General features: G+C 65.1%; 13 protein-coding genes. 3 read left to right on the top strand and 10 right to left on the bottom strand.

From position 1 onward, the window contains the following. Positions 1-69: 69 nt before the first annotated feature. Entirely contained in the window at positions 70-1119 is a 1050-nt protein-coding gene (locus AB6809_RS04255; RefSeq protein WP_006047543.1) for an ABC transporter substrate-binding protein, read from the bottom strand. Between the two features lie 105 nt (positions 1120-1224). Beyond that, positions 1225-2343, bottom strand: a complete 1119-nt coding sequence (locus AB6809_RS04250) for an ABC transporter ATP-binding protein (RefSeq protein ID WP_006047542.1) — start codon at positions 2341-2343, stop codon at positions 1225-1227. A 130-nt stretch (positions 2344-2473) separates the two neighbouring features. Here AB6809_RS04250 and AB6809_RS04245 point away from each other — a divergent pair, with 130 nt between their 5' ends. Further along, the gene (locus AB6809_RS04245) at positions 2474-4024 is read left to right on the top strand and encodes a PLP-dependent aminotransferase family protein (protein WP_029967384.1); all 1551 of its coding nucleotides are present in this window, start codon (positions 2474-2476) and stop codon (positions 4022-4024) included. A 35-nt stretch (positions 4025-4059) separates the two neighbouring features. On the opposite strand, the gene AB6809_RS04240 is transcribed toward AB6809_RS04245, so the two are convergent. Both AB6809_RS04240 and AB6809_RS04235 read right to left on the bottom strand, forming a co-directional pair. After that, positions 4060-7944 carry a DUF748 domain-containing protein gene (locus tag AB6809_RS04240; RefSeq protein WP_029967382.1) on the bottom strand — a complete coding sequence of 1295 codons (3885 nt, stop codon included), beginning with the start codon at positions 7942-7944 and terminating at the stop codon, positions 4060-4062. Positions 7945-8155: 211 nt separating this feature from the next. After that, positions 8156-9589 carry a DUF1254 domain-containing protein gene (locus tag AB6809_RS04235; RefSeq protein WP_029967381.1) on the bottom strand — a complete coding sequence of 478 codons (1434 nt, stop codon included), beginning with the start codon at positions 9587-9589 and terminating at the stop codon, positions 8156-8158. Positions 9590-9865: 276 nt separating this feature from the next. On the opposite strand from AB6809_RS04235, the gene AB6809_RS04230 reads away from it, so the two are divergent. Beyond that, positions 9866-12178: a heavy metal translocating P-type ATPase gene (locus tag AB6809_RS04230; RefSeq protein ID WP_371026028.1), complete on the top strand. Its 2313-nt coding sequence runs from the start codon at positions 9866-9868 to the stop codon at positions 12176-12178. A 198-nt stretch (positions 12179-12376) separates the two neighbouring features. Further along, positions 12377-14350: a Cache 3/Cache 2 fusion domain-containing protein gene (locus AB6809_RS04225; protein ID WP_371026026.1), complete on the top strand. Its 1974-nt coding sequence runs from the start codon at positions 12377-12379 to the stop codon at positions 14348-14350. Positions 14351-14491: 141 nt separating this feature from the next. On the opposite strand, the gene AB6809_RS04220 is transcribed toward AB6809_RS04225, so the two are convergent. From AB6809_RS04220 to AB6809_RS04195, 6 genes are all read right to left on the bottom strand, one after another. Next, positions 14492-15103 (bottom strand): flavin reductase family protein, encoded by a 612-nt coding sequence (locus AB6809_RS04220; RefSeq protein ID WP_029967378.1) that lies wholly within the window; start codon positions 15101-15103, stop codon positions 14492-14494. Positions 15104-15262: 159 nt separating this feature from the next. After that, the gene (locus AB6809_RS04215; protein WP_081652987.1) at positions 15263-16210 is read right to left on the bottom strand and encodes a 3-hydroxyacyl-CoA dehydrogenase family protein; all 948 of its coding nucleotides are present in this window, start codon (positions 16208-16210) and stop codon (positions 15263-15265) included. A 128-nt stretch (positions 16211-16338) separates the two neighbouring features. Beyond that, complete coding sequence (locus AB6809_RS04210) at positions 16339-16644, bottom strand: hypothetical protein (RefSeq protein WP_006047534.1); 306 nt, start codon at positions 16642-16644, stop codon at positions 16339-16341. A 427-nt stretch (positions 16645-17071) separates the two neighbouring features. Further along, entirely contained in the window at positions 17072-17230 is a 159-nt protein-coding gene (locus AB6809_RS04205; protein ID WP_167450680.1) for a hypothetical protein, read from the bottom strand. A gap of 191 nt (positions 17231-17421) precedes the next feature. Next, on the bottom strand, positions 17422-17730 hold the full coding sequence (locus AB6809_RS04200; protein WP_371026025.1) for a hypothetical protein: 309 nt from the start codon (positions 17728-17730) through the stop codon (positions 17422-17424). A gap of 188 nt (positions 17731-17918) precedes the next feature. Next, positions 17919-19544: a hypothetical protein gene (locus AB6809_RS04195; RefSeq protein ID WP_371026024.1), complete on the bottom strand. Its 1626-nt coding sequence runs from the start codon at positions 19542-19544 to the stop codon at positions 17919-17921. Positions 19545-19643: the final 99 nt, after the last annotated feature.

The raw sequence follows: 19643 nt of genomic DNA, 5'->3' as shown, positions 1-19643 counted from the left end.
TCCAGTCCATCCACCCGCGCGCGCAGCGGATCGCTCCAACGCGCGCGCGTCATCGCATCACTTCACGACTTACTTCGAAGCCCACGACGAGAAACGCTGCTCCAGCTCGTCGCCGTGATCGGTCCAGAACGACAGGTTCTGCAGCACCGCGTTCTTGCCGTTAGCCGGCGAGTTCGGCAGATTCGAGAGCGTCTTCGCGTCGAGCCCCTTGATCGCGGCCACGTTCACCGGACCATAAGCGATGTGGTGCGCGTAGTCCTGCTGCGGCTTCGACGAAAGCGTGTACGCGATGTACTTCTCGGCCAGCGCCTTGTTCGGCGAGCCCTTCGGAATCGCCCAATAGTCGAGGTCGTAAATGCTGCCGTTCCACACGACCTTGAGGTTCTTGCCTTCCTTCTGCGCGGCGTCGATGCGGCCGTTATACGCCGTCGACATCACCACGTCGCCCGCCACGAGAAACTGCGGCGGCTGCGCGCCCGCCTCCCACCACTGGATGTTCGGCTTCAGCTCGTCGAGCTTCTTGAACGCGCGGTCCTGGCCTTCCTTCGTCGCCAGCACCTTGTAGACGTCTTTCGGCGCGACGCCGTCGGCCATCAGCGCGAACTCGAGGTTGTAGCGCGCGCCCTTGCGCATCGCACGCTTGCCCGGAATCTTTTTCACGTCCCAGAAATCGGCCCAGCCGGACGGCGCACTCTTCAGCTTGTCGGCGTTATACGCGAGCGCCGTCGACCACACGAAAAAGCCCACGCCACAAGTTTGCGGCGCTTCAGGAATCAGATCCGACTTCTTGCCGATCTTCGACCAGTCGAGCTTTTCATACAGACCTTCGTCGCAACCGCGGCCGATGTCGCCCGACTCCACTTCCACCACGTCCCAGTTGACATGCTTGGCTTCGACCATCGCCTTGACCTTGGCCTGCTCGCCGTTGTATTCGACGGCGGTCACCTTGCTGCTGGTCTGCGATTCGAACGGCTGGTTGAACGCTGCCTTTTGCGCGTCCCCGTTGGCGCCGCCGAAGTTGACGACCGTCAGTTCGGCCGCATTCACCTGCGCCGCGCCCAGCGCGAGCGCCACAGCACCGACAGCGATGGCGCAGCGCGATTTCCCGATCTTGCTCATGGTGTGTTGCTCTCCTTTGGTGGTGGTTTCAAGCATGAGTCCATGCGACGTTCTTATGTGCTGCCGACTGCCCCGCTGATGCAATCATGCTCGCGTTTTCCGCGCTTACGCCCCCGCGAATACCCGCAGATGCTCGGGCGCGAACTCGAGCGCGACGGGCGCGCCGGGTGCGAACGCGTTGAGCGCGTCGGTGCCGAGCGGCACCTTGACGAAGCACTCGTCCTGCTGCGGCAAACCGCAGCGCATCCGCACGTGATCGCCGAAATAGATGAGTCCGCGCGCTTCGCCGGCAAGCGCGTTGGCGCCCGGCCGCGCAGCGCCGTTGGCATGTCCATTGCCGCCCGCCGAGAGCTTCATGCGTTCCGGCCGGATGCACGCGATGGCCGGCGTGCCCGCCCGCGCGCCGCCGATATTGCGGCCCGTCACTCGTGTGCCGTCAGCCAGATGAAGCTCGCAATATTCGCCGTTCACGTTGGCGATCGTGCCGCGCAGCTTGTTGCTGTCGCCGATGAAGTTCGCGACGAATTCGTTGCACGGCGATTCGTACAGACGGTCCACCGTATCGAGTTGCTGCACGATGCCTTTATCGAAGACGGCGACGCGATCGGACATGGTCAACGCCTCGCCCTGATCGTGCGTGACGTAGACAAAGGTCACGCCGAGCTTCTCGTGCAGCGACTTCAGTTCGTACTGCATGTGTTCGCGCAATTGCTTGTCGAGCGCGCCGAGCGGCTCGTCCATCAGCACGAGTTTCGGCTCGAACACCAGCGCGCGCGCAAGCGCAATGCGCTGCTGCTGTCCGCCCGAAAGCTGCGCGGGATAGCGCTTGGCGAAGCTCTCCATGCGCACCATCTTCAATGCGTTATTCGTGCGATGCGCGCGCTCTTCGGCGGAAACCTTGCGCACGGTCAGCGGATACGCGACGTTCTGCTCGACCGTGAGATGCGGGAACAGCGCGTAGTTCTGAAACACCATGCCGATGTTGCGCTTGTGCGGCGGCACGGTATTGAGCAATGTGCCGTCGAGCCAGATCTCGCCGCCGGTGGGAAATTCGAAGCCGGCGAGCATCATCAGACAGGTGGTTTTGCCGGAACCCGACGGCCCGAGCAGCGTCAGGAATTCGCCCTGATAGATGTCCAGATCCAGTTGCTTGACGACCAGCGTTTCGCCGTCGTACGTCTTGCGCACGCCTCGAAAGCTGACGATCACTTCATCCGTTTTCATCGCCGTAGTCTCCTCTGCGGTCGAGCCGGCTGCTCTTGCGTAACAGCGGGCTTGCATCAATTGCGTGGCCCACTATAGACCGTTACGGTTCTACAATATGGAACCATTTCATTATTCCGGATAGAACCACTTGGATACGATCATCTTGTCGGATTGGCTCGCCGCCAGGCTTGATCGCGCGGCCTCGGAACCGCTCTACCGGCAGACGTTGCGGCTGATGCAGCAGGCCATTCTCACCGGTCAGTTGCCGCCTGGCACCAAGCTGCCGAGTTCGCGCACGCTCGCCGAAGACCTGGGCATCGCGCGCAACACGGTGCTGCATGTGTACGACCAGTTGACCGCCGAAGGCTACGTGATCTCGACCACGGGCAGCGGCACTTATGTCGCCGACACGCAGCCGGACAGCGCCGCCGTCAACGCGCGCCGAAAGCCGGCGGTGGCGGCGGTTGGCGCTACGGCCGATGCGGCAGTCGGCACGCAAACCAAACCGCCGAAGCGCGATCTGAACGACCTGTCCAATCGGGGGCGGCGTCTGATCGGCCAGGCCGGGGTCTCGGCGAAACAATGGGGCGCCTTCATGCCGGGCGTGCCGGACGTCGCGGAATTTCCGGCCCGAACGTGGAGCCGCCTGCAAGCGCGTTTGTGGAAAGAAGCGAATCCGGATCTGCTGACGTATGCGCCCGGCGGCGGCTATCGTCCGCTGCGCCGCGCGTTGTCGGACTATCTGCGCGTCGCGCGTTCGGTGAATTGCACGCCGGATCAGATCATCATCACTACGGGTATTCACCAATCCATCGATCTCGCCGTGCGTCTGTTAACCGACGTCGGCGATCGGGCCTGGGTGGAGGAGCCGTGCTATTGGGGCGCGCGCAGCGTGTTGCAGTCGTCGGGAATCACGCTGGTGCCGGTGCCTGTCGACGATGAAGGTCTTAATCCGCGTGAGGAGGATTTGCGGGAGCCGCCGCGCCTCGCGCTCGTGACGCCGTCGCATCAATACCCTCTCGGCATGGTGATGAGCCTCGCGCGCCGCCGCACGCTGCTCGAATACGCGCGTCAGCACAACGTGTGGATCATCGAGGACGATTACGACAGCGAGTTTCGCTACGGCAGCCGGCCTCTTGCGTCGCTGCAAGGTCTCGACGAAGCCGGTCAGGTGATTTACGTGGGCAGCCTCGGCAAGATGCTGTTTCCGGGTCTGCGCATGGGCTACATGATCGCGCCGGAGCATCTCGTCGATACGTTTCGCATGGGCGTCGCGGAGCTTTATCGCGAAGGACAGTTGATGCAGCAAGCCGTCATGACCGACTTCATCATGGACGGCCACCTCACGTCGCACGTTCGGCGCATGCGCGCGCTGTACGGAGAGCGCAGGCAAATTCTGATCGATGCGATCACCGCGCGCTTCGGCAGCGAACTGCCGGTGATGGGCGACGAAGCGGGCTTGCATCTGGTGCTGGGCTTGCCGGATCACGCGGACGACCGTGCGGTGACGGCGGCCGCATTCGACGCCGGCGTGATCGTGCGGCCGCTCGCGACCTACTACAGCAGCGATCCGCCCGCGCGGCGCGGGCTGTTGCTCGGCTATGCGTGCGTGCCGAACGAGAAGATCCGGCCCGCGTTCGACACGCTCGCGCGCGTCATCGAGCGGACAGCGTTGAAGACGCCGACGCGCGCCGCCTGAGCGACGCGCCTACGACGGCGCGCACGTGACCTTACTCACTTCAGCCCGAAATCAACCCGCGTAGTCGCGCCTTTGTCCTTGATACCATCCGCGTCGAGCTTCGGCGCGACGACAAACACCCGGCTGCTGTCGATCTTGCCATCCAGATACTGCTGCACGCTTTGCGCCCGCTGCTGCGCAAGCTGCCGCAGGCTGGCCTCGTCGATGGGCGCGTTTGCTGCGAGCGCGCTCTTCATGTCGTCGTCGGGCAAGGACTTCGTCAGGCCGACGAAATTGCGCGGCTTCTTGAAGTCCGCGGACTTGTAGGCCTTCGTCAGATACTTGTCGTATTCCTTCGGATCGACCGTGACGCTCGACAGGTCCACGCTCTCGCCGTTGCCCACCACGTCCTTGATTTTCTGCTGCTTGACGAGGCGGTCCACGTAGCGCATGCGCAACGCGGGCTCGTCGATCTTCGGGTCGACGCGGCCGATCAGATCCATCTTGATCGACGGCTTCGCGCCGAGCGCCTTCACGATCGTCTCGAGCTTCTTCGTGTCGGCGTCGGTGAGCTGCGCGGAGCCCGGTTCGAATTCCACGTAGCCGAGTTCCTCGCCGCTGCCGCCGAACGCGTTCGCGATCAGCGAGAACGGCGCGGTCACCGCCTTTTGCAGCAGATTCAGCACCGCATGCCAGATCAGGCCGCCAATGCTGAACTCGGGGTTCGACAACGAGCCGGACACCGGCAGATTGACGTCGATCTCGCCGCGCGAATTTTTCAGGAGCGAGATGGCGAGCCGCACCGGCAGTTTGGTCGCCGTATCGTTTTCGATGTGATCGCCGAACGTCAATTGGTCAATGAACAAATGGTTGTCCGCGTTCAACTGATCGTTTTCGAGCTTGTAGTGAAGATCGACGTTCAGCTTGCCCTTGGTGATCGGATAGCCCGCGTATTTCGCGGAATACGGCGTGAGATTGGTCAGCTCGATGTCGTGCGCGCTCGCGGTCAGATCGAGCGCCGGCTTCGCGATCAGCGGATTGACGGTGCCGCGAATCGACAGCGGGCCATTGGCGGCCAGCTTCGCCGCGATGTCGACGGGCGCGGACGTGGTCGACTGCGTGCCGAATGCGCCGACGGTGCCCTGAATGCCAACCAGGTTCGCCGTGAAGTTCGGCTTGATGAAGTTGTCGGTGTAGGTCACGCGGCCTTGCTGCAAGACCAGTTGGCCGAAATGCAGCTTGACCGGACTTTGCGGCGGTGTTGCGGCAGTGACGGTGGCAGGCGTGGCGGTCGTGGCAGATGCACCAGCCGCAGTGGACGACGCCGGCGCGGACGCGGACGCCACGATCGGTGCCGATGCCGCAACCACGGCCGAGGCCGTCGGCGGCGTCAACGGCACGGGTTCCGCGCCGTCCTTGGCGTTCTTGTCGCGCGTGAGCGACTGCGCCGCGCCGCTCTGATGCGCGACCACGTCGTTCAGGTTGAGCTTGCCTTGCGCGTCGAGCAGCACGCGTCCATAGAACTTCGTGAAGGTGACGCGCTCCGCGTCCACCGACGTCCCGCGCTCGTCGTAATCCGCCTTCAGCCCGGTCAGCGCGAGCGAGCGCCACCCGGCGAACGGATCGGAGGTCGCCTTGTCGAGCATGCGCACGTCCACAAGCGCCACGTCGCCGCGATAAGTCGCCTTCAACGACTTCGCCTGAGTCAACGCAAGATCGCCGCTGCCGTTGAGCAGCGCGCTCGCAATCGTCGCATTCAACTGGCTGCCGAAGTACGGTTCGAACGCCGCCGCGTCGAGCCGGTTCGCGTTCACCTTGACCGCAACCTTGAGCGGCGTCGCGGTGACGTCGCCCTTCAGGCCGAGCGTGCCCTTCTTGTTCAGCGTGGCTTGCAGTTCCACGGGCAGCGGACGGCTCAGGTCGTCGCTGATCTGCTGCACTTTCAGTTGCAGCGGCGCTATGCCGAGTTTGACCGGCTGCGGCGTGGTGTTGTCGGTGAAATTGGCGGTGCCGTCCTTCACGTTCAGCTCGCCGATCTTGTAGTGCCATGCCGGACCTTCCGCCTGCGCCTTCTTCACAGCATGAATGGCCGTGCGTTTCGGCTCCGCCTCATGCGGACCGGCGAGCGATGCAAGGTTGATGCTGCCGTCTTTCAGCCGTTGCACGTCGACGGCGAGGCCGGTCGTGTCGACGCTCGTCACATCGGCGGTGCGCGCGTTCAGGTCCACCTGCTTGACCTTGACGCTGCCCTGCGCGAGCGAGATCACAGGAGCCTTCGCGCCGCGCGTCGTCAATTTCAGCGATTGCAGATCGAGCTGCGAGTCCGCGACCATCACCGCGGCCGGCGACTTCGACCAGTTCGCGCCGATATTCGCGGTCGTCGAAAGCGTGCCGTCGGTGACTTGCGCCACGGTTGCCGCATCGAGATAAGGTTGCAGCAGCGGCAGATTCAGCGACTTGATATCGAGTTTGGCGCTCGCGGTTTTGGCGGCCAGGCTCAATGCGCCTGCGACGCCCAGTGAACCGCCGCTGCGTTTGAGGTTCGTGTTGAGCGTGTAGTGCGCGGGCGCGGTGGCGAGCGTCGAAAAATCGGTCAGCGTGACCGCGAGCTTTTCCATACCGACGTCGACGGGACGCGACGTAGCTTCGTCGCGTGCGTTGACGGTGCCGTCGTTCAGTACAAAGCGTTTGATCGAGAGGTCGAGCGGCGGTGCGGGTTTGTCCGCGCTTTTTTGCGCTTCGTGCTGAGCGTTGTTCTGCGCGCCGCTTGCCGCAGATGCCGCCGACGGTGCCGCCGCTGCGGAGCCAGGCGCCGGCGAACTGGCGGCTTGCGCCGCATTCTTCGCAGGCGCGGGCGCAGCCGAAGGCGCCGGCGCGGGGGCGAACATCTTCTCGACGCTCAGCGCTCCGTTCCTGTCGCGCGCGAGATTCGCGATCGGCGCGTCGATACGAATGTCGTCGAAGTGATAGACGCTCTTCAGCGGCTCGAGCGTGCGCGCCGCGACATGCACCGCGCGCGCGGCGAAAAACGGCGCCTTGCTTGCGTCCCGCACATCGACATCGTTCAGATCGACGGTGCCCGCCACGCGCAGTGTCGGCGCGTCGTTCGACATCACGAAGTTGAGCTTCAGATCCGTCGAGAGCTTGCCCGCCTGCACGATCACCGGCAGTTTGGTCGGCACATATGAGATGAGGCGCGGCACGTCGAGTCCTTCGAAGCGCAGCGACACTTCCGACTCGCGCGACGCGGCGAACGGTTTCGTCTTGCCGTCGATGGCGAGCGGACTGCCGTCGATGCGCGCGCGCAGCAACGGCTCGACGAAGATATCGGTTTTCGACGGCAACGTGGCGATAAACGGAATGCCGAGCTTCCATTGATCGATCACATGCGTCGCGCCGAGCAGTTTGTCGTCGAACGTAATCTGGCCGTTCTCGAGACGAATGTTCGACACGGAGAAGAGCGTCGGCTTGCTGTCGGGCGTGGTCGGCTGCTTCGAGAACTTCTCGATCAGATCGGTGAAATTAAAGCGCTGCGCGTCGTAGCGAACAATATGAAAACGCGGCGAATCGAGCTGTATTTCATCGACAATCGGCGCCGCGCGAAACAGCGAACTCCACGACGGCTGAACAATAAGCCTTTCGATGTCCACGAAATCGCCCGCGCCGCCGCGCTCGCCGATATGCACGCGGTCCGCTTCGAGTTTCAGCGTGTAGGGATTGAGCGCGATGCGGCCAATCGTAGCGGGCCGGTCGAGTTGCTTGCTGAGCTGTTGTTCGGCGATATGGCGAATCAGCGGCGGCGCCGCGAAAAAGCCCAGCAGTCCGAACACTACGATGAAGATCAGCAGACCGGTGATGACGCGACGTGTGCGGCGCGACTGCGCGACATCGCGCATGGTCTGCATGGAAGAGGCGAGTGATGCTTTATTGATGCTTGCCATGCTCGGTTTTGGGTAATGCGGCGGCAAGCCGGCCGCGACACGAAAATCCCGCAAGCGGCAGTATAAGTCGTGAATCTTTCGTCGGATAGAAATGTAAGCCGTGCTTACACAATCGCCGGCGCTCTACAACCGCGCGTCCGTCATTGACTGCGAGGTCGTGACGGACGCGCGCTGCCGGCCTTTGAATGTTGCCGGCTATGCGAAGCGCAAATTACTGACGCACGACGGCGGGCGGCTGCCAGGTGCCGTCGGTGGCTTGAGGCTTCGGCGCATAAAGGCGCAGCACGAGTTGCAGATCGGCGCGCGGCGCCGGCAGCCAGTTGCCGCTCTTGCCGCGCGTCGACGAGACCGTGACATCAAGCGATCCATCGCGATTGCGGCGGGCGCCGTTGCGATCGCCGACTGCGATACGCGCCGGTGCGCTTTCGCCGAGCGCGCCGTCCTTCGTATAAGCGGTGATCGACCAGAAGCCGCGCACCGGCGGCAACTGATTCGGCGCGAAGTGAATCACGTAGCGATTCGCGCCGTTGAGCGTGTGACCGTCGCTGTCCTGAGTGACGACCGCGCGCACTTCATCGTCTTTCGTGCCGATGCCCGGCTGCGCAAAAGCGGCGTACGCGCGCAGCGCGTAGTCGGGGCCGTAGCTGCCCACGCCGTCGCCGAACCAGCTCCAGCCGTTGCCCGTCAGCAGATTGGACGGCGGCGTGACCACGCGCTCGTGGCCGTCGGCAAGACCGGCTGCAATGGCGTCCGATGCGCCCGGCAGCTTCACCGGCTGGCCCGGCGTCACGCCGAGGTCGGAGAGAAACTTGAGCGCGTGCGGATCGGCTGGCGTCGGCGGATTGTCGGGCAGCGCCTGCGCGAGCCGGTTGAAGAAGCCGTTTGCGTCGAGCGCGGCGACCTGCGCGGCCGGCGTGCCGGATGCACCCGCGGCGCCAATGGCGCCGGTGGCGGAATCGGCATTACTGCGCGGTGGCGCAATCGACGCCGAGCGTGCGTTGCCCGCGTACACCGAAAGCGGCGCCACGCGAATCGCGCGCTGAAGTTTGCGAACCGCCGTCAGATCGCGCGTGCCGTTCGACTGGACACGCACGCTCACCCATGCGTTGCGGGTCGGCACGTCGACGCGCTTGACGTTTTTCGGCAGATCGCCCTGCCAACCGGGTCCGACGAACGCGATGGCCTGCGCCTTGATGCCGTTCGCGCGCGTCGCGAACTGGTCGGCCGTCGACCACACCACGTTGGTCCACATATCGAGCACGCGGGCGTCCACATAGCGGCCGCGCGAGTCGGGCAGCGCGAGGATCACCGGTTCGCTGCCGACGTCGAGCCAGCCGGTGGAGTCCAGCGTGTCGAGGCTCGGCTGCATCGGATTCGCCGCGCCGATGGGCGGCAGCGCCTGCGCATGGCGCAGTGTATTGAGCGGCGCCTGGCCGGGCTCGGTGCCGACGGCCGCGTCGCGCGCCACCCCCATCAGCACCAGTGGATAGCCGAATACATAGGAATCGGCGACTTCGTCCTTGATCCAGCCGGTGGATTTTTGCGTCGTGGACGGCGTCGACGCGCAACCAGCCAAAAATGCGAGGCCTGCGAGCGATGCGCAGGTCCAGTAATTCGTAAACACTGCTCGGCGATTTTTTATCATTCGTTCAGAGGGCGGAACGTGCTGTCCAAAGGGAGACGCCGGCGTGAGGGCAACAGTGCTCGCGCGGTCTCCCAAAACCAGCGCAGCCAGTCCGCGTTGCATCGCCGACAACATCGCGTTGTATCGTATCCGCGCTCACCAGGCAAGCGCAAAGGCGTGAATCGCTGATTGCCGCAAAGCCCGGCGCGTGGCGAGACTGCGCTTGACCTTCCCATCATGGGAAGGTCGATACTAGGCTTCATCATGCGGCCGATGCCGCCACGAGCCTTCATCACCATGACCGAACTTGCCGCTGCTGCCCGTCCTGCCGACGCCGATCCGATCCACACCGCCGAGCTGGAAATCGGCGGAATGACCTGCGCGTCGTGCGCGATGCGTGTCGAAAAAGCGCTGGCGAAGGTGCCGGGCGTCGCCGGGGCGTCGGTCAATCTGGCCACCGAAACCGCGAGCGTCAATCTGATGAGCGATGCGGCGACCGGCGCGGCGGTCACTGCCGACGCGCTCATCGCCGCCGTCAAGAAAGCCGGCTACGAAGCCGCGTTAGTCGCGCCGCCGGACACCGCGCCGGAATCAGTCGATGCCGGCCCGTCCGGCGCTTCCGGCGCCGCCGCACCGTCCGCCGCCGAGCGCAAACGCAGCGAGGCACGCCGCGAACTCGCGGCCGTGCTCGTCTGCGCTCTGCTGACGCTGCCGCTCATCGTCCCGATGATCGCCGCATGGTTCGGCACAGAGGCGATGCTGCCGGTCTGGCTGCAATTCGGCCTCGCGTCGGTCGTGCAGTTCGTGTTCGGCGCGCGCTTCTATCGCGCGGCCTACCGCGCGGTGCGCGCCGGCGCGGGCAACATGGATCTACTGGTAGCGCTCGGCACGTCGGCGGCGTATGGCATCAGCGTCTATCAACTCGCGCGTCATCCGGACAACGCGATGCATCTGTACTTCGAAGCGTCGGCGGTCGTCATCACGCTCGTGCGCTTTGGCAAATGGCTCGAAGCGCGCGCGAAGCGCCAAACCACCGACGCTATCCGCGCGCTCCAGGCGCTGCGGCCCGAGCGCGCGCGCATTCGCGTCGGCGCGGGCGAGCGCGAAGTGCCGCTCGCGCAAGTGACGGTGGGCAGCGTCGTGATCGTGCGGCCGGGCGAACGGGTTCCGGTCGACGGAGCGGTGCTCGAAGGCCGCACGCACATCGACGAATCGCTGATTACCGGCGAAAGCCTGCCCGTCGCCAAACAGACCGGCGATGCCGTGACCGCCGGCTCGATCAACGGCGAAGGCGCGATTGCGGTGACCACCACCGCGACCGGCGCGGAAACGACGCTCGCGCGGATTATCCGGCTCGTGGAAAGTGCGCAGGCCGAGAAGGCGCCGATCCAGCGGCTCGTCGACCGCGTCAGCGAAATCTTCGTGCCGGCGATTCTGGCGATTGCGGCGCTCACGCTGATCGGCTGGCTGCTGGCGGGCGCCGGCGGCGAAACCGCGATCCTGAACGCGGTCGCGGTGCTGGTGATCGCCTGCCCGTGCGCGCTCGGCCTGGCGACGCCGGCCGCGATCATGGCCGGAACCGGCGTCGCGGCGCGGCACGGCGTGCTGATCAAGGACGCCGAGGCGCTCGAAACCGCGCATCGCGTGAATCTCGTCGCGTTCGACAAAACCGGCACGCTGACCATCGGGCAGCCTTCGGTGACGGCGTTCGAACCGGTCGGCGACATCGCGCGCGATGAAGCGCTCGCGCTCGCGGCAGCCGTGCAGCGCCAAAGCGATCACCCGCTCGCGCGGGCCGTCGTCAGCGCGTATGAGGCGGCGAAATTCAGCGCGCACGCGCTGACTGCGAGCGACGCGCGCGCCGTGGCCGGCCGCGGTGTCGAAGCCGAAGTCGGCGGCCGCAAGCTGGCGCTCGGCAGCACCCGTTGGCTGGAAGAACTGGGCGTTGAACTTCCGCCGCCAGTCGCCGCGCGCGCCCGCGAACTCGAAGCGGCCGGCAATACCGTGTCCTGGCTCATGCAGCTCGATCCGTCGACGCCGGTCGCGCTCGCGCTCATGGCATTCGGCGACACCGTCAAACCGACCGCGCGCGCGGCCGTCGCGCGGCTCGCGGCAATGGGCGTGAAAAGCGTGCTCGTGACCGGCGACAATCGCGGCAGCGCGGCGAGCGTCGCGCAAGCACTCGGCATCGACGAATTTCATGCGCATGTGCTGCCGGATGACAAGGCTCGCGTGATCCGCGATCTGAAAATCCGCAGCGCGGGCATCGTCGCGATGGCCGGCGACGGCATCAACGATGCGCCCGCGCTCGCCGCCGCCGACATCGGCATCGCGATGGCGACCGGCACCGACGTCGCGATGCACGCGGCCGGCATCACGCTCATGCGCGGCGACCCGGCGCTCGTGGCCGACGCAATCGACATTTCGCGCAAGACGTGGCGCAAGATCCAGCAAAACCTGTTCTGGGCATTCGTGTACAACCTGATCGGCATTCCGCTCGCCGCCTTCGGCTTGCTGAATCCGATGCTGGCCGGCGCGGCCATGGCGTTCTCGAGCGTGAGCGTGGTCACAAACGCGCTATTGCTGCGCACGTGGACGACGAAGCGCTGACACGCTGACGGCGTGTTCAGGCGCTGTCAGACGGTGCGTTGAGACGTGCAGACAGGCGCTCCGCGGGCGCCGCACGATTACGAAATGCTTCCAGTTCGCTAAAGGAAGCGTTATCGGCGGCCGTAAACCAGACACGATGCCGGCGGGTGCCTGCGCGCCCGCCGTGCATCGTTTGTCCTTCTTACTCCGCACACGTCCATGAAATCATTCTCTTTGCGCGGCGCCAGCGTCGGCGCGCGGCTCGCCGTACTTTCGTGCGTGCTGGTCGCGTTGATTTTCGCCTCGTTCACGTGGGCGCTCACGCGCAGCGCCGGCAAGCAGGTCAGCGACCAGGTGCTTGAACGCATCGCCGAAAAAGATCGCTCGATCGCCGCGATGATCAGCTTGTTCGACAAGGCGCTGTCCGCCGAAGTGGACCGCTCGACGTCGCTGTTCGCGAGCTTCCTGCCCAGCACCTATACGCTCGACGAAACGCAGAAGATCGACGTGAACGGCGTCGCCACGCCCACGTTCAAAGCCGGCGACAAGGTACTGAACATGGACTTCACTATCCCCGACCAGTTTCTCGAACGCAGCGGCGCGGTCGCCACGATCTTCGCGCGCACCGGCGACGACTTCGTGCGCGTGACGACCTCGCTGAAGAAACAGGACGGCTCGCGCGCAATCGGCACGCTGCTCGACCGCAACGGACCGGCGTATGCGCTCGTCGTCGCCAACAAGACCTATACCGGGCTCGCCGCGCTGTTCGGCAAGCGCTGGATCACGCAATACCGGCCGGTGACGGACGCGAGCGGCCGCGTGATCGGGGCGCTGTTTGTCGGCGTGAACGTCGATCCGGAAATCCAGCAGGTCCAGGACGGCATCCGCAAGCTGAAGATCGGCGACAGCGGCTATTACTTCGTGGTCAACGCGTCGAAGGGCGCGGACCGCGGCAAGCTGGTCGTGCATCCGGCCGCCGCCGGCCAGAACGCGGACAACGCGAACGCGCCGTATCAGCAAATGCTCGACATGAAGGAAGGCCGGCTGGAATACCGTTCCGCCGACGCCACGCTTGGCGAGCAAGGCGCGCGCGACAAATTCGTTTCGTTCATCACCGTGCCGGAATGGCAATGGCTCGTGGGCGGCGTCGCGCCGCGCGACGAAGTGATGGCCGAAGTCAACGCGACGCGCAATCACTTCCTGGTCGCCGGCTTCGTGCTGGTCGGCGTGTTCGCGGTCGTGTTCCTGTTCGCGGTGCGCCGCCTCGTCAGCCGGCCGCTCGACGAAGCGGTCAAGGCTTCCGAGCGCTTCGCGTCGGGCGATCTGAGCGTGCGCGTCGCGCAAGGCGCAAGCGGACGCGCCGACGAAATCAGCCGCCTGATGCGCTCGATCGACGGCATCGGCGAAGGCCTTGCGCGCATCGTTTCGCAGGTGCGCAGCGCGTCGACGGATATGTCGGAAGGCACCGAGAAGATCGCCACGGGCAGCGGCAACATCGCCTCGCGCATCGCGACGCAGGCCAGCAGCCTGGAAGAAACCGCGGCGAGCATGGAGCAGATCACGTCGACGGTGCAGCAGAACGCCGATCACGCGTCGCAAGCGAACACGCTGGTCACGCGCGCGGCGGACGCGGCGCTCGAAGGCGGACGCGCGGTCGAACGCGTGGTGTCGACGATGGGCGACATCAGCCGCTCGTCGCAGAAGATCGCCGAGATCACGAGCGTGATCGAAGGCATCGCTTTCCAGACCAACATTCTTGCGCTTAACGCGGCCGTCGAGGCGGCGCGCGCTGGCGAGCACGGCAAGGGCTTCGCGGTCGTCGCCTCGGAAGTGCGGGCGCTCGCGCAGCGCAGCGCGGCTTCGGTGAAGGAGATCGAAGGTCTGATCGCCGAATCGACCGCGACCGTGCAAAGCGGCTTCCAGATCGCCGAGCAGGCCAGCTCGACGATGCAAGGCATCGTTCAGCAGGTCGGCCAGGTGCGCGCGATCATGGGCGAGATCAGCGTGGCGTCGCGCGAGCAGTCGGGCGGCATCGAGCAGGTCAATCTCGCCGTCACGCAGATCGGCGAAGCGACGCAGCAGAACGCGACCATTGTCGGGGAAGCGGAAGAGGCGGCTGCGGAATTGCGCGACCATGCGGCGCGTTTGGCGCAAGTGGTTAGCGTGTTTAAGCTTGAGAGTGGGCGGGATTGAGTGGGTTCGAGGCGCGGTTGAAGGTGCTCGTGGCGCGACTCAGCCGCGCTCGAAGGAGCGGTCCAAGCGTGCTCCTGCTGTGCATTGCTCGGGCTGTATGTTCTCGGGCTGCGAGCGCGTCGCCTCTGCAGAGGCCGGCTGTTACGCGGTCGGCCTGAACATCTCGAACATATTGCCAATCTCCGCGTAATCCGCGCGATAACCGGCGCGCATGATGGGTTGCGCGGCGTGCGTATCGAACAATCCATCCTTCAGATAAGCCTCGTTGATGTGCACGCCGACCACCTGCCCGAGCGACAGGTAGTTGTCCATCGGCTTGCCGTCGAGCGTATGCAGCCGCACGACCTGCAGCAGCTTGCATTCGAGCGCGGCCGGCGATTCCGCGACGTGCGGCACCTGCACGTTACGCCCCGGCGCAGGCGTGAGCCCCGCGAGCTCGAATTCATCGACATGCGGCGCAACCGGCGCGGACGAACGGTTCATCTGCTCGGCGAGCGGTTTGGTCGCGAGATTCCAGACGAATTCGCCGGTGGCCTCGATGTTGGAAACGCTGTCTTTGCGCCCCTCGCTGCAAAAACCGATGATCGGCGGAAAAGTCGCGAACGCGCCGAAAAAGCTGTACGGCGCGAGATTCAACGTCCGGTCGGTGGCGCGAGAAGAAATCCATCCGATCAGACGCGGCGCGACGATCGCCTTGAACGGATCGTGCGGAAGGTTGTGGCCGGCGGCAGGGTCGTAGAAGTAGTGGGACATGGGTGTGGCGCGTGTTGGAAGGATGATGGGTAGTTATAGCGCAGAGTCGTGGCGGGGGTGCGGCGCGCGTTTAACAGGTTTTAGCTTGTAGTTTGCGAATACAGGCTTTAACCTGTATTTGCGATTTATATGCCTTAAGTCAGCGGCATCGCCGTAACCCTACCCCCGCCCGATCACCCGCTTGCGCCCTTCCTTCACCTGCGCGAGATGCGCTTCGTCCCAGTCATAAAACCCGGCGCCGCTGCGCACGCCGACGCGCCCCGCGTCCACCTGCTGACGCAGCAGATCGAGCACGTCTTCGTCTTTCGCGAGTTCGGGCATCAGATGCGTGGATATATCGAGGAAAGTGTCCAGCCCGCCCATGTCCGCCGCCTCCAGCGGACCGACGATTCCCCAGCGGCGCCCGAGCGACGCCTTCATGACGCGGTCGACCACATCCGGCGTTGCCGCGCCCGAGCGCACGATGTTCAGCGCCTCGCGCAATACCGCGAACTGCAGACGGTTGCCGACGAATCCGGGAATCGCCTTCGTCAGAACCACCGGCTCCATGCCGATCGCGCTCATCAATTCCGCGGTCTTTGCGGTGACGTCCGGCGCGGTCGCGCTTCCCGGCACCACTTCGACGAGCGGAATCATGTGCGGCGGATTCCAGAAATGCGCGATGACAAAGCGCTCTTTTGCGCGCAACGGCGTGACCAACTGATCCGGCGGGAAGCCGCTTGTGTTGCTGGCGAGAATGGCGTCGTCGGCGAGAAGCGTCGACAGCTTTTCGTATAGGCGGTGCTTCAGTTCCAGCACTTCTGGAATCGCTTCGATCACGAAATCGGCGGAACGCATTACGTCCAGCGCGGCATGCGTCTCGATATGCGCGAGCGCCGCCTGCTTCGCCTCCGGCCCGATGCGGCCGGCGTCGATCAATTCGTCCAGCACCGCTTCGGCTTTCGGCACGACGCTCGCGAGACGAGCCGCGTCGACGTCATGGACGACCGTCCGGTGTCCGTGCAACGCGCTTTGCGTCGCGATGCCGACGCCCATCAACCCGGTACCCACTACGCCTATCACTGCCTTTGCTGCCTTGCTCACGCCGCTACCTCGCTGACAATCCATAAAGCGTTAAAGCATAGCGCAGGCCGAGCACGCTCCATGCCGAACGCGACAAAGCCGGCCTTCCTCGCGGAAGAGCCGGCTTTGCCAGGTCCGCGCCGTTTCAGGCGGCGCGAAGGTTCATGCGCGAATTAGTAGCGCGCAGGCGGACGGTGCTCGTCGCGGCCGTGGTGACGCGGATCATAGTCGTGCGGGTGATGACGCATCCACTCGTCGTGCTGCCAATAGCGATGGCCGTCGTAATAACGATCGCCGTGCCAGCCGATGTCGATCGACACGCCGACCGGCATCATATGCGGCTGACCATAAACGACCGGCGCCGGGCCGTGTTCTACGATGACGCGTTCCTGAGCGGACGCGCCGCCGGCTGCGAGCATGGCGCCGCCGGCCAGCAATGCCGCGACGATAGTCCGCGATGTCTTGTTGAAGGCTTTCATGGTTCTCTCCCGTAAAGTTCGGATCAAGCCGGCGCCGCGCTGCATTGGCCCGGATTTTGGGCCTGCACACGACGCCGTGCGCTTGAAAACCACTTTAACGACGCAAACCGCATGAAGACGTGAGCACTTGTAAGCGCACATTTCAAAGATAGGGACGGATGGCGTTAGCGCCTTCTCGGCTGAGACCTGCGGGCAATAAGGCTCTCGGGGCCAAGCGCGCGCTTTGCGCGGCGCAATCACGTCAGCCGCCGTTACATTCATTTCGGCGGGGAAATATAAGACGGCAGAGAACCCGCTGAAGCGGCGCGCCAGGCGCCGAATAAACAAAAGCCACGGCACGCTTTCGCGGGCAGTGGCTTGAAATGATGCGCGCGCACTCGAGGTGCGCACCCGGCGCTTTAACGCGCGCGGGCCGAACAGCTTGCTATTAGTCGGTCAGCTTGATGCCGAACAGCGTGGCTTGCGCCTTGCGCTGACGCTCGGCTTCGCGGGCGCGTGCCGCGTACGAGTAGTCCGCGTCCAGCGGCAGGTGGGGCGACGCAAAGAGGTCGCTGACCTTTTGAAACAGTGCAAAGATGAAGCTCATGGCGACTCCCGGTTAATTGCTGCATTTGCTAGGGTTTTCCCTTAAGCAGAATTATAGGGTTTTCCCTAGGCGAAAGCTAGTGCAGCGCAGCAATAATTCGGGGTGCGACGCCTGGCCGCATCTGCGGGCATATTGCGTTGCAACATTACAACGTCCCTTTTTGCGAGCCTCCCGTTTGTCGGCGTCAGCGCTTATTGCAGCGTCGTCGGCCCTCCTTTCAGGCTGGCCGCTCGCCGCTTCGCCGGCCCGCTTTTGCGCGGGTTGACGGCGGCGGCGTCGACGGAGCCTTCCGCCGACGGGTTGGCCGCCACCAGCGTCGCGCTGTTGACGGACACGATCAGCCCCGGCAGCGTGCGCGTCGGCTGGTCTTGCGGCTTGACGGCGGCGCCGGTGGCCGAGAACTCGACGTTCAAGGCCCAATGTCCGTCGTGTATGCCCTGATCGCGCAGAAGCGCGGCGATCAGATCGTCGATGGAATATTTGTGTTCGCTCGTCGGCATGTGGCTCGGGTCGGATGAGGCGCTGGCGTGTCCGATTCGGCTTCGCGGCAGCAGGCAGAGTGTAGAGCGCGCGATCGCGCTTGCGGCGGACGACGGGCGGCGTCCGCCTTACGGCGTCTATCCGGACGAGGCGGTGGAAATCGCGGCGCGGCCGGCATTGCGCCGGCGCGGCGGGGACTCGCGGACGATCAGCGCGTGGCGGTCTTCGGCTTGTGCGCGTGTTGAGTACGGATGGCGCGCTTGCCGTTCGCTGTCGGCGTCGTGGTGGCTTGCTGCGGTGCTGCGGCGGCCGCGGCGCCCGCCGTCGGCATCACGGCCGGTGAGGCGGCCTTCGCAGCGGCGGCATTGGCCATCGCCAATTGGGTGTCGAGCAGACTGGCCATCGCGGCCTGCTGGTTCTGCCTCATCTCTTCGACGCGATGCTGCTGCGCCGTCGTCTCGCGCGTCAGGCGCATGAGGAGCAGCGTTTGCGTGATGCCGATCGCGACCGTCATCAGCAGCGCGCCGACCACGATCGACAGCATCCATTTCATGCGGCGCGAGTGGTCAGTTGCCGCGCGGCGCTGGTCGGCGATCACGCCGTACAACGCATCGACGGTGTCCGCGAAGGCGGTTGCACGCGCGCGGTCGAGTTCGGGCGCGGTGGGCGCGGTGGGCGCGGCGAGTGCGGGTTCGGCGCGTTGGGCTTCTGTCACCGCTGTCGCGGTTGACGTTGCGCCGCGCGCCGACGTCGGGGCAGTGGCGGTGCGTTTAGTCTCTGGCGCTTCGGTGGCCACGGTCGCAGTCGGTGTCGTATCGCGCGCCGAGGTGGGCGCGGTGACTGTGCGTTTAGTGTCGAGTGCTTCTTTCGCTGCAGTTGCGGTTGACGTTGTATCGCGCGCCGACGCGGTCGCGGTGCCGATGCGTTTGGTTTCCGGCGCTTCTATGCCTGCGGTTGCAGTTGCCGTTGCGTCGCGCGCTGATCCAATCGCCGATGGCTTCGTCTCGTCCGCAAATGAGCTCGCAAATCTGTCCGTCGACGCGGCCGTCCGACGCGCTTGCGCGTCCGCCGCCCTGGACGACGCCACGCCTGCGGCCAACCCAAGCCCAGACTCCAGCGCCACAGCCGCTCCGCCGCGCGGGCTCGCTGCAGTCGCATCCGCCAAGCCAGGCAGCGCCGCTTCCGTTCGCTCGGTCGAAGCCAACCGCTGCCCGGATTTGGCGTTCCCCTGTCTTGCGCCGTCACCAGCCGCCGAGTCCACACTCACGCCGCCAGGCTCCACGGCCTGACGCAGCGCGGTCACGCTGCGCGCGACGGTCGCGGCCGCCATGGCCGGCGTAAGCGCCGAAGTGGCCAGCTTATCGCCGTCAGCCGAATCCACAGCCGACGATTCGCGCGCCGCATCCGACGCAACGGCCGCCGGCGGCTCGATCTCCAGCCCAGTCAATTGCGCGCTCACCACCTCAGGTTCGTCACTCTTCCCGCCGCGGCCTGTCCGCCGCGCCGCCTTACCACCATCCATCGACACACCCTCAGCCGACGCATCCAAAGCGCCCACCGCCGCGAGCACCACATCGGGCAGCTCGAAGCCATGCAGCGTGCCCTGGCGGATGTCGATATTCATCGCTTCCAGCGTCGCGCGGGTGGGGTCGTCGGGGAACAGGTCGAGCGTGCTGTCGTCGCGCGCGACGTCGCTCAGTTGCGCGAGGCGTTGCGCCGAGCGCGCGGCGCGCGCCAGCTTCTTTTCGGTTTCGGTTGGGACGGTGGCCTGGCGACGCTTCGTCGAAGCGGCGCGCTCAGGCCGGGACTGCTTGGTTACTGCGGAATCTGCCATAGAGAAGAAAGCGGCCGTCGCCGGGGAGCGGGCGCCGGCACCGCTCGTCAAATGCCATTGGAATTTTTCGAGACCGCATTGTCGCACGGCGCCCACCGC

It is taken from the genome of Paraburkholderia sp. RCC_158, assembly GCF_041355255.1.
In the GTDB taxonomy this organism is placed as follows: domain Bacteria; phylum Pseudomonadota; class Gammaproteobacteria; order Burkholderiales; family Burkholderiaceae; genus Paraburkholderia; species Paraburkholderia graminis.
This window is presented reverse-complemented; position numbering and strand designations above follow the sequence as displayed.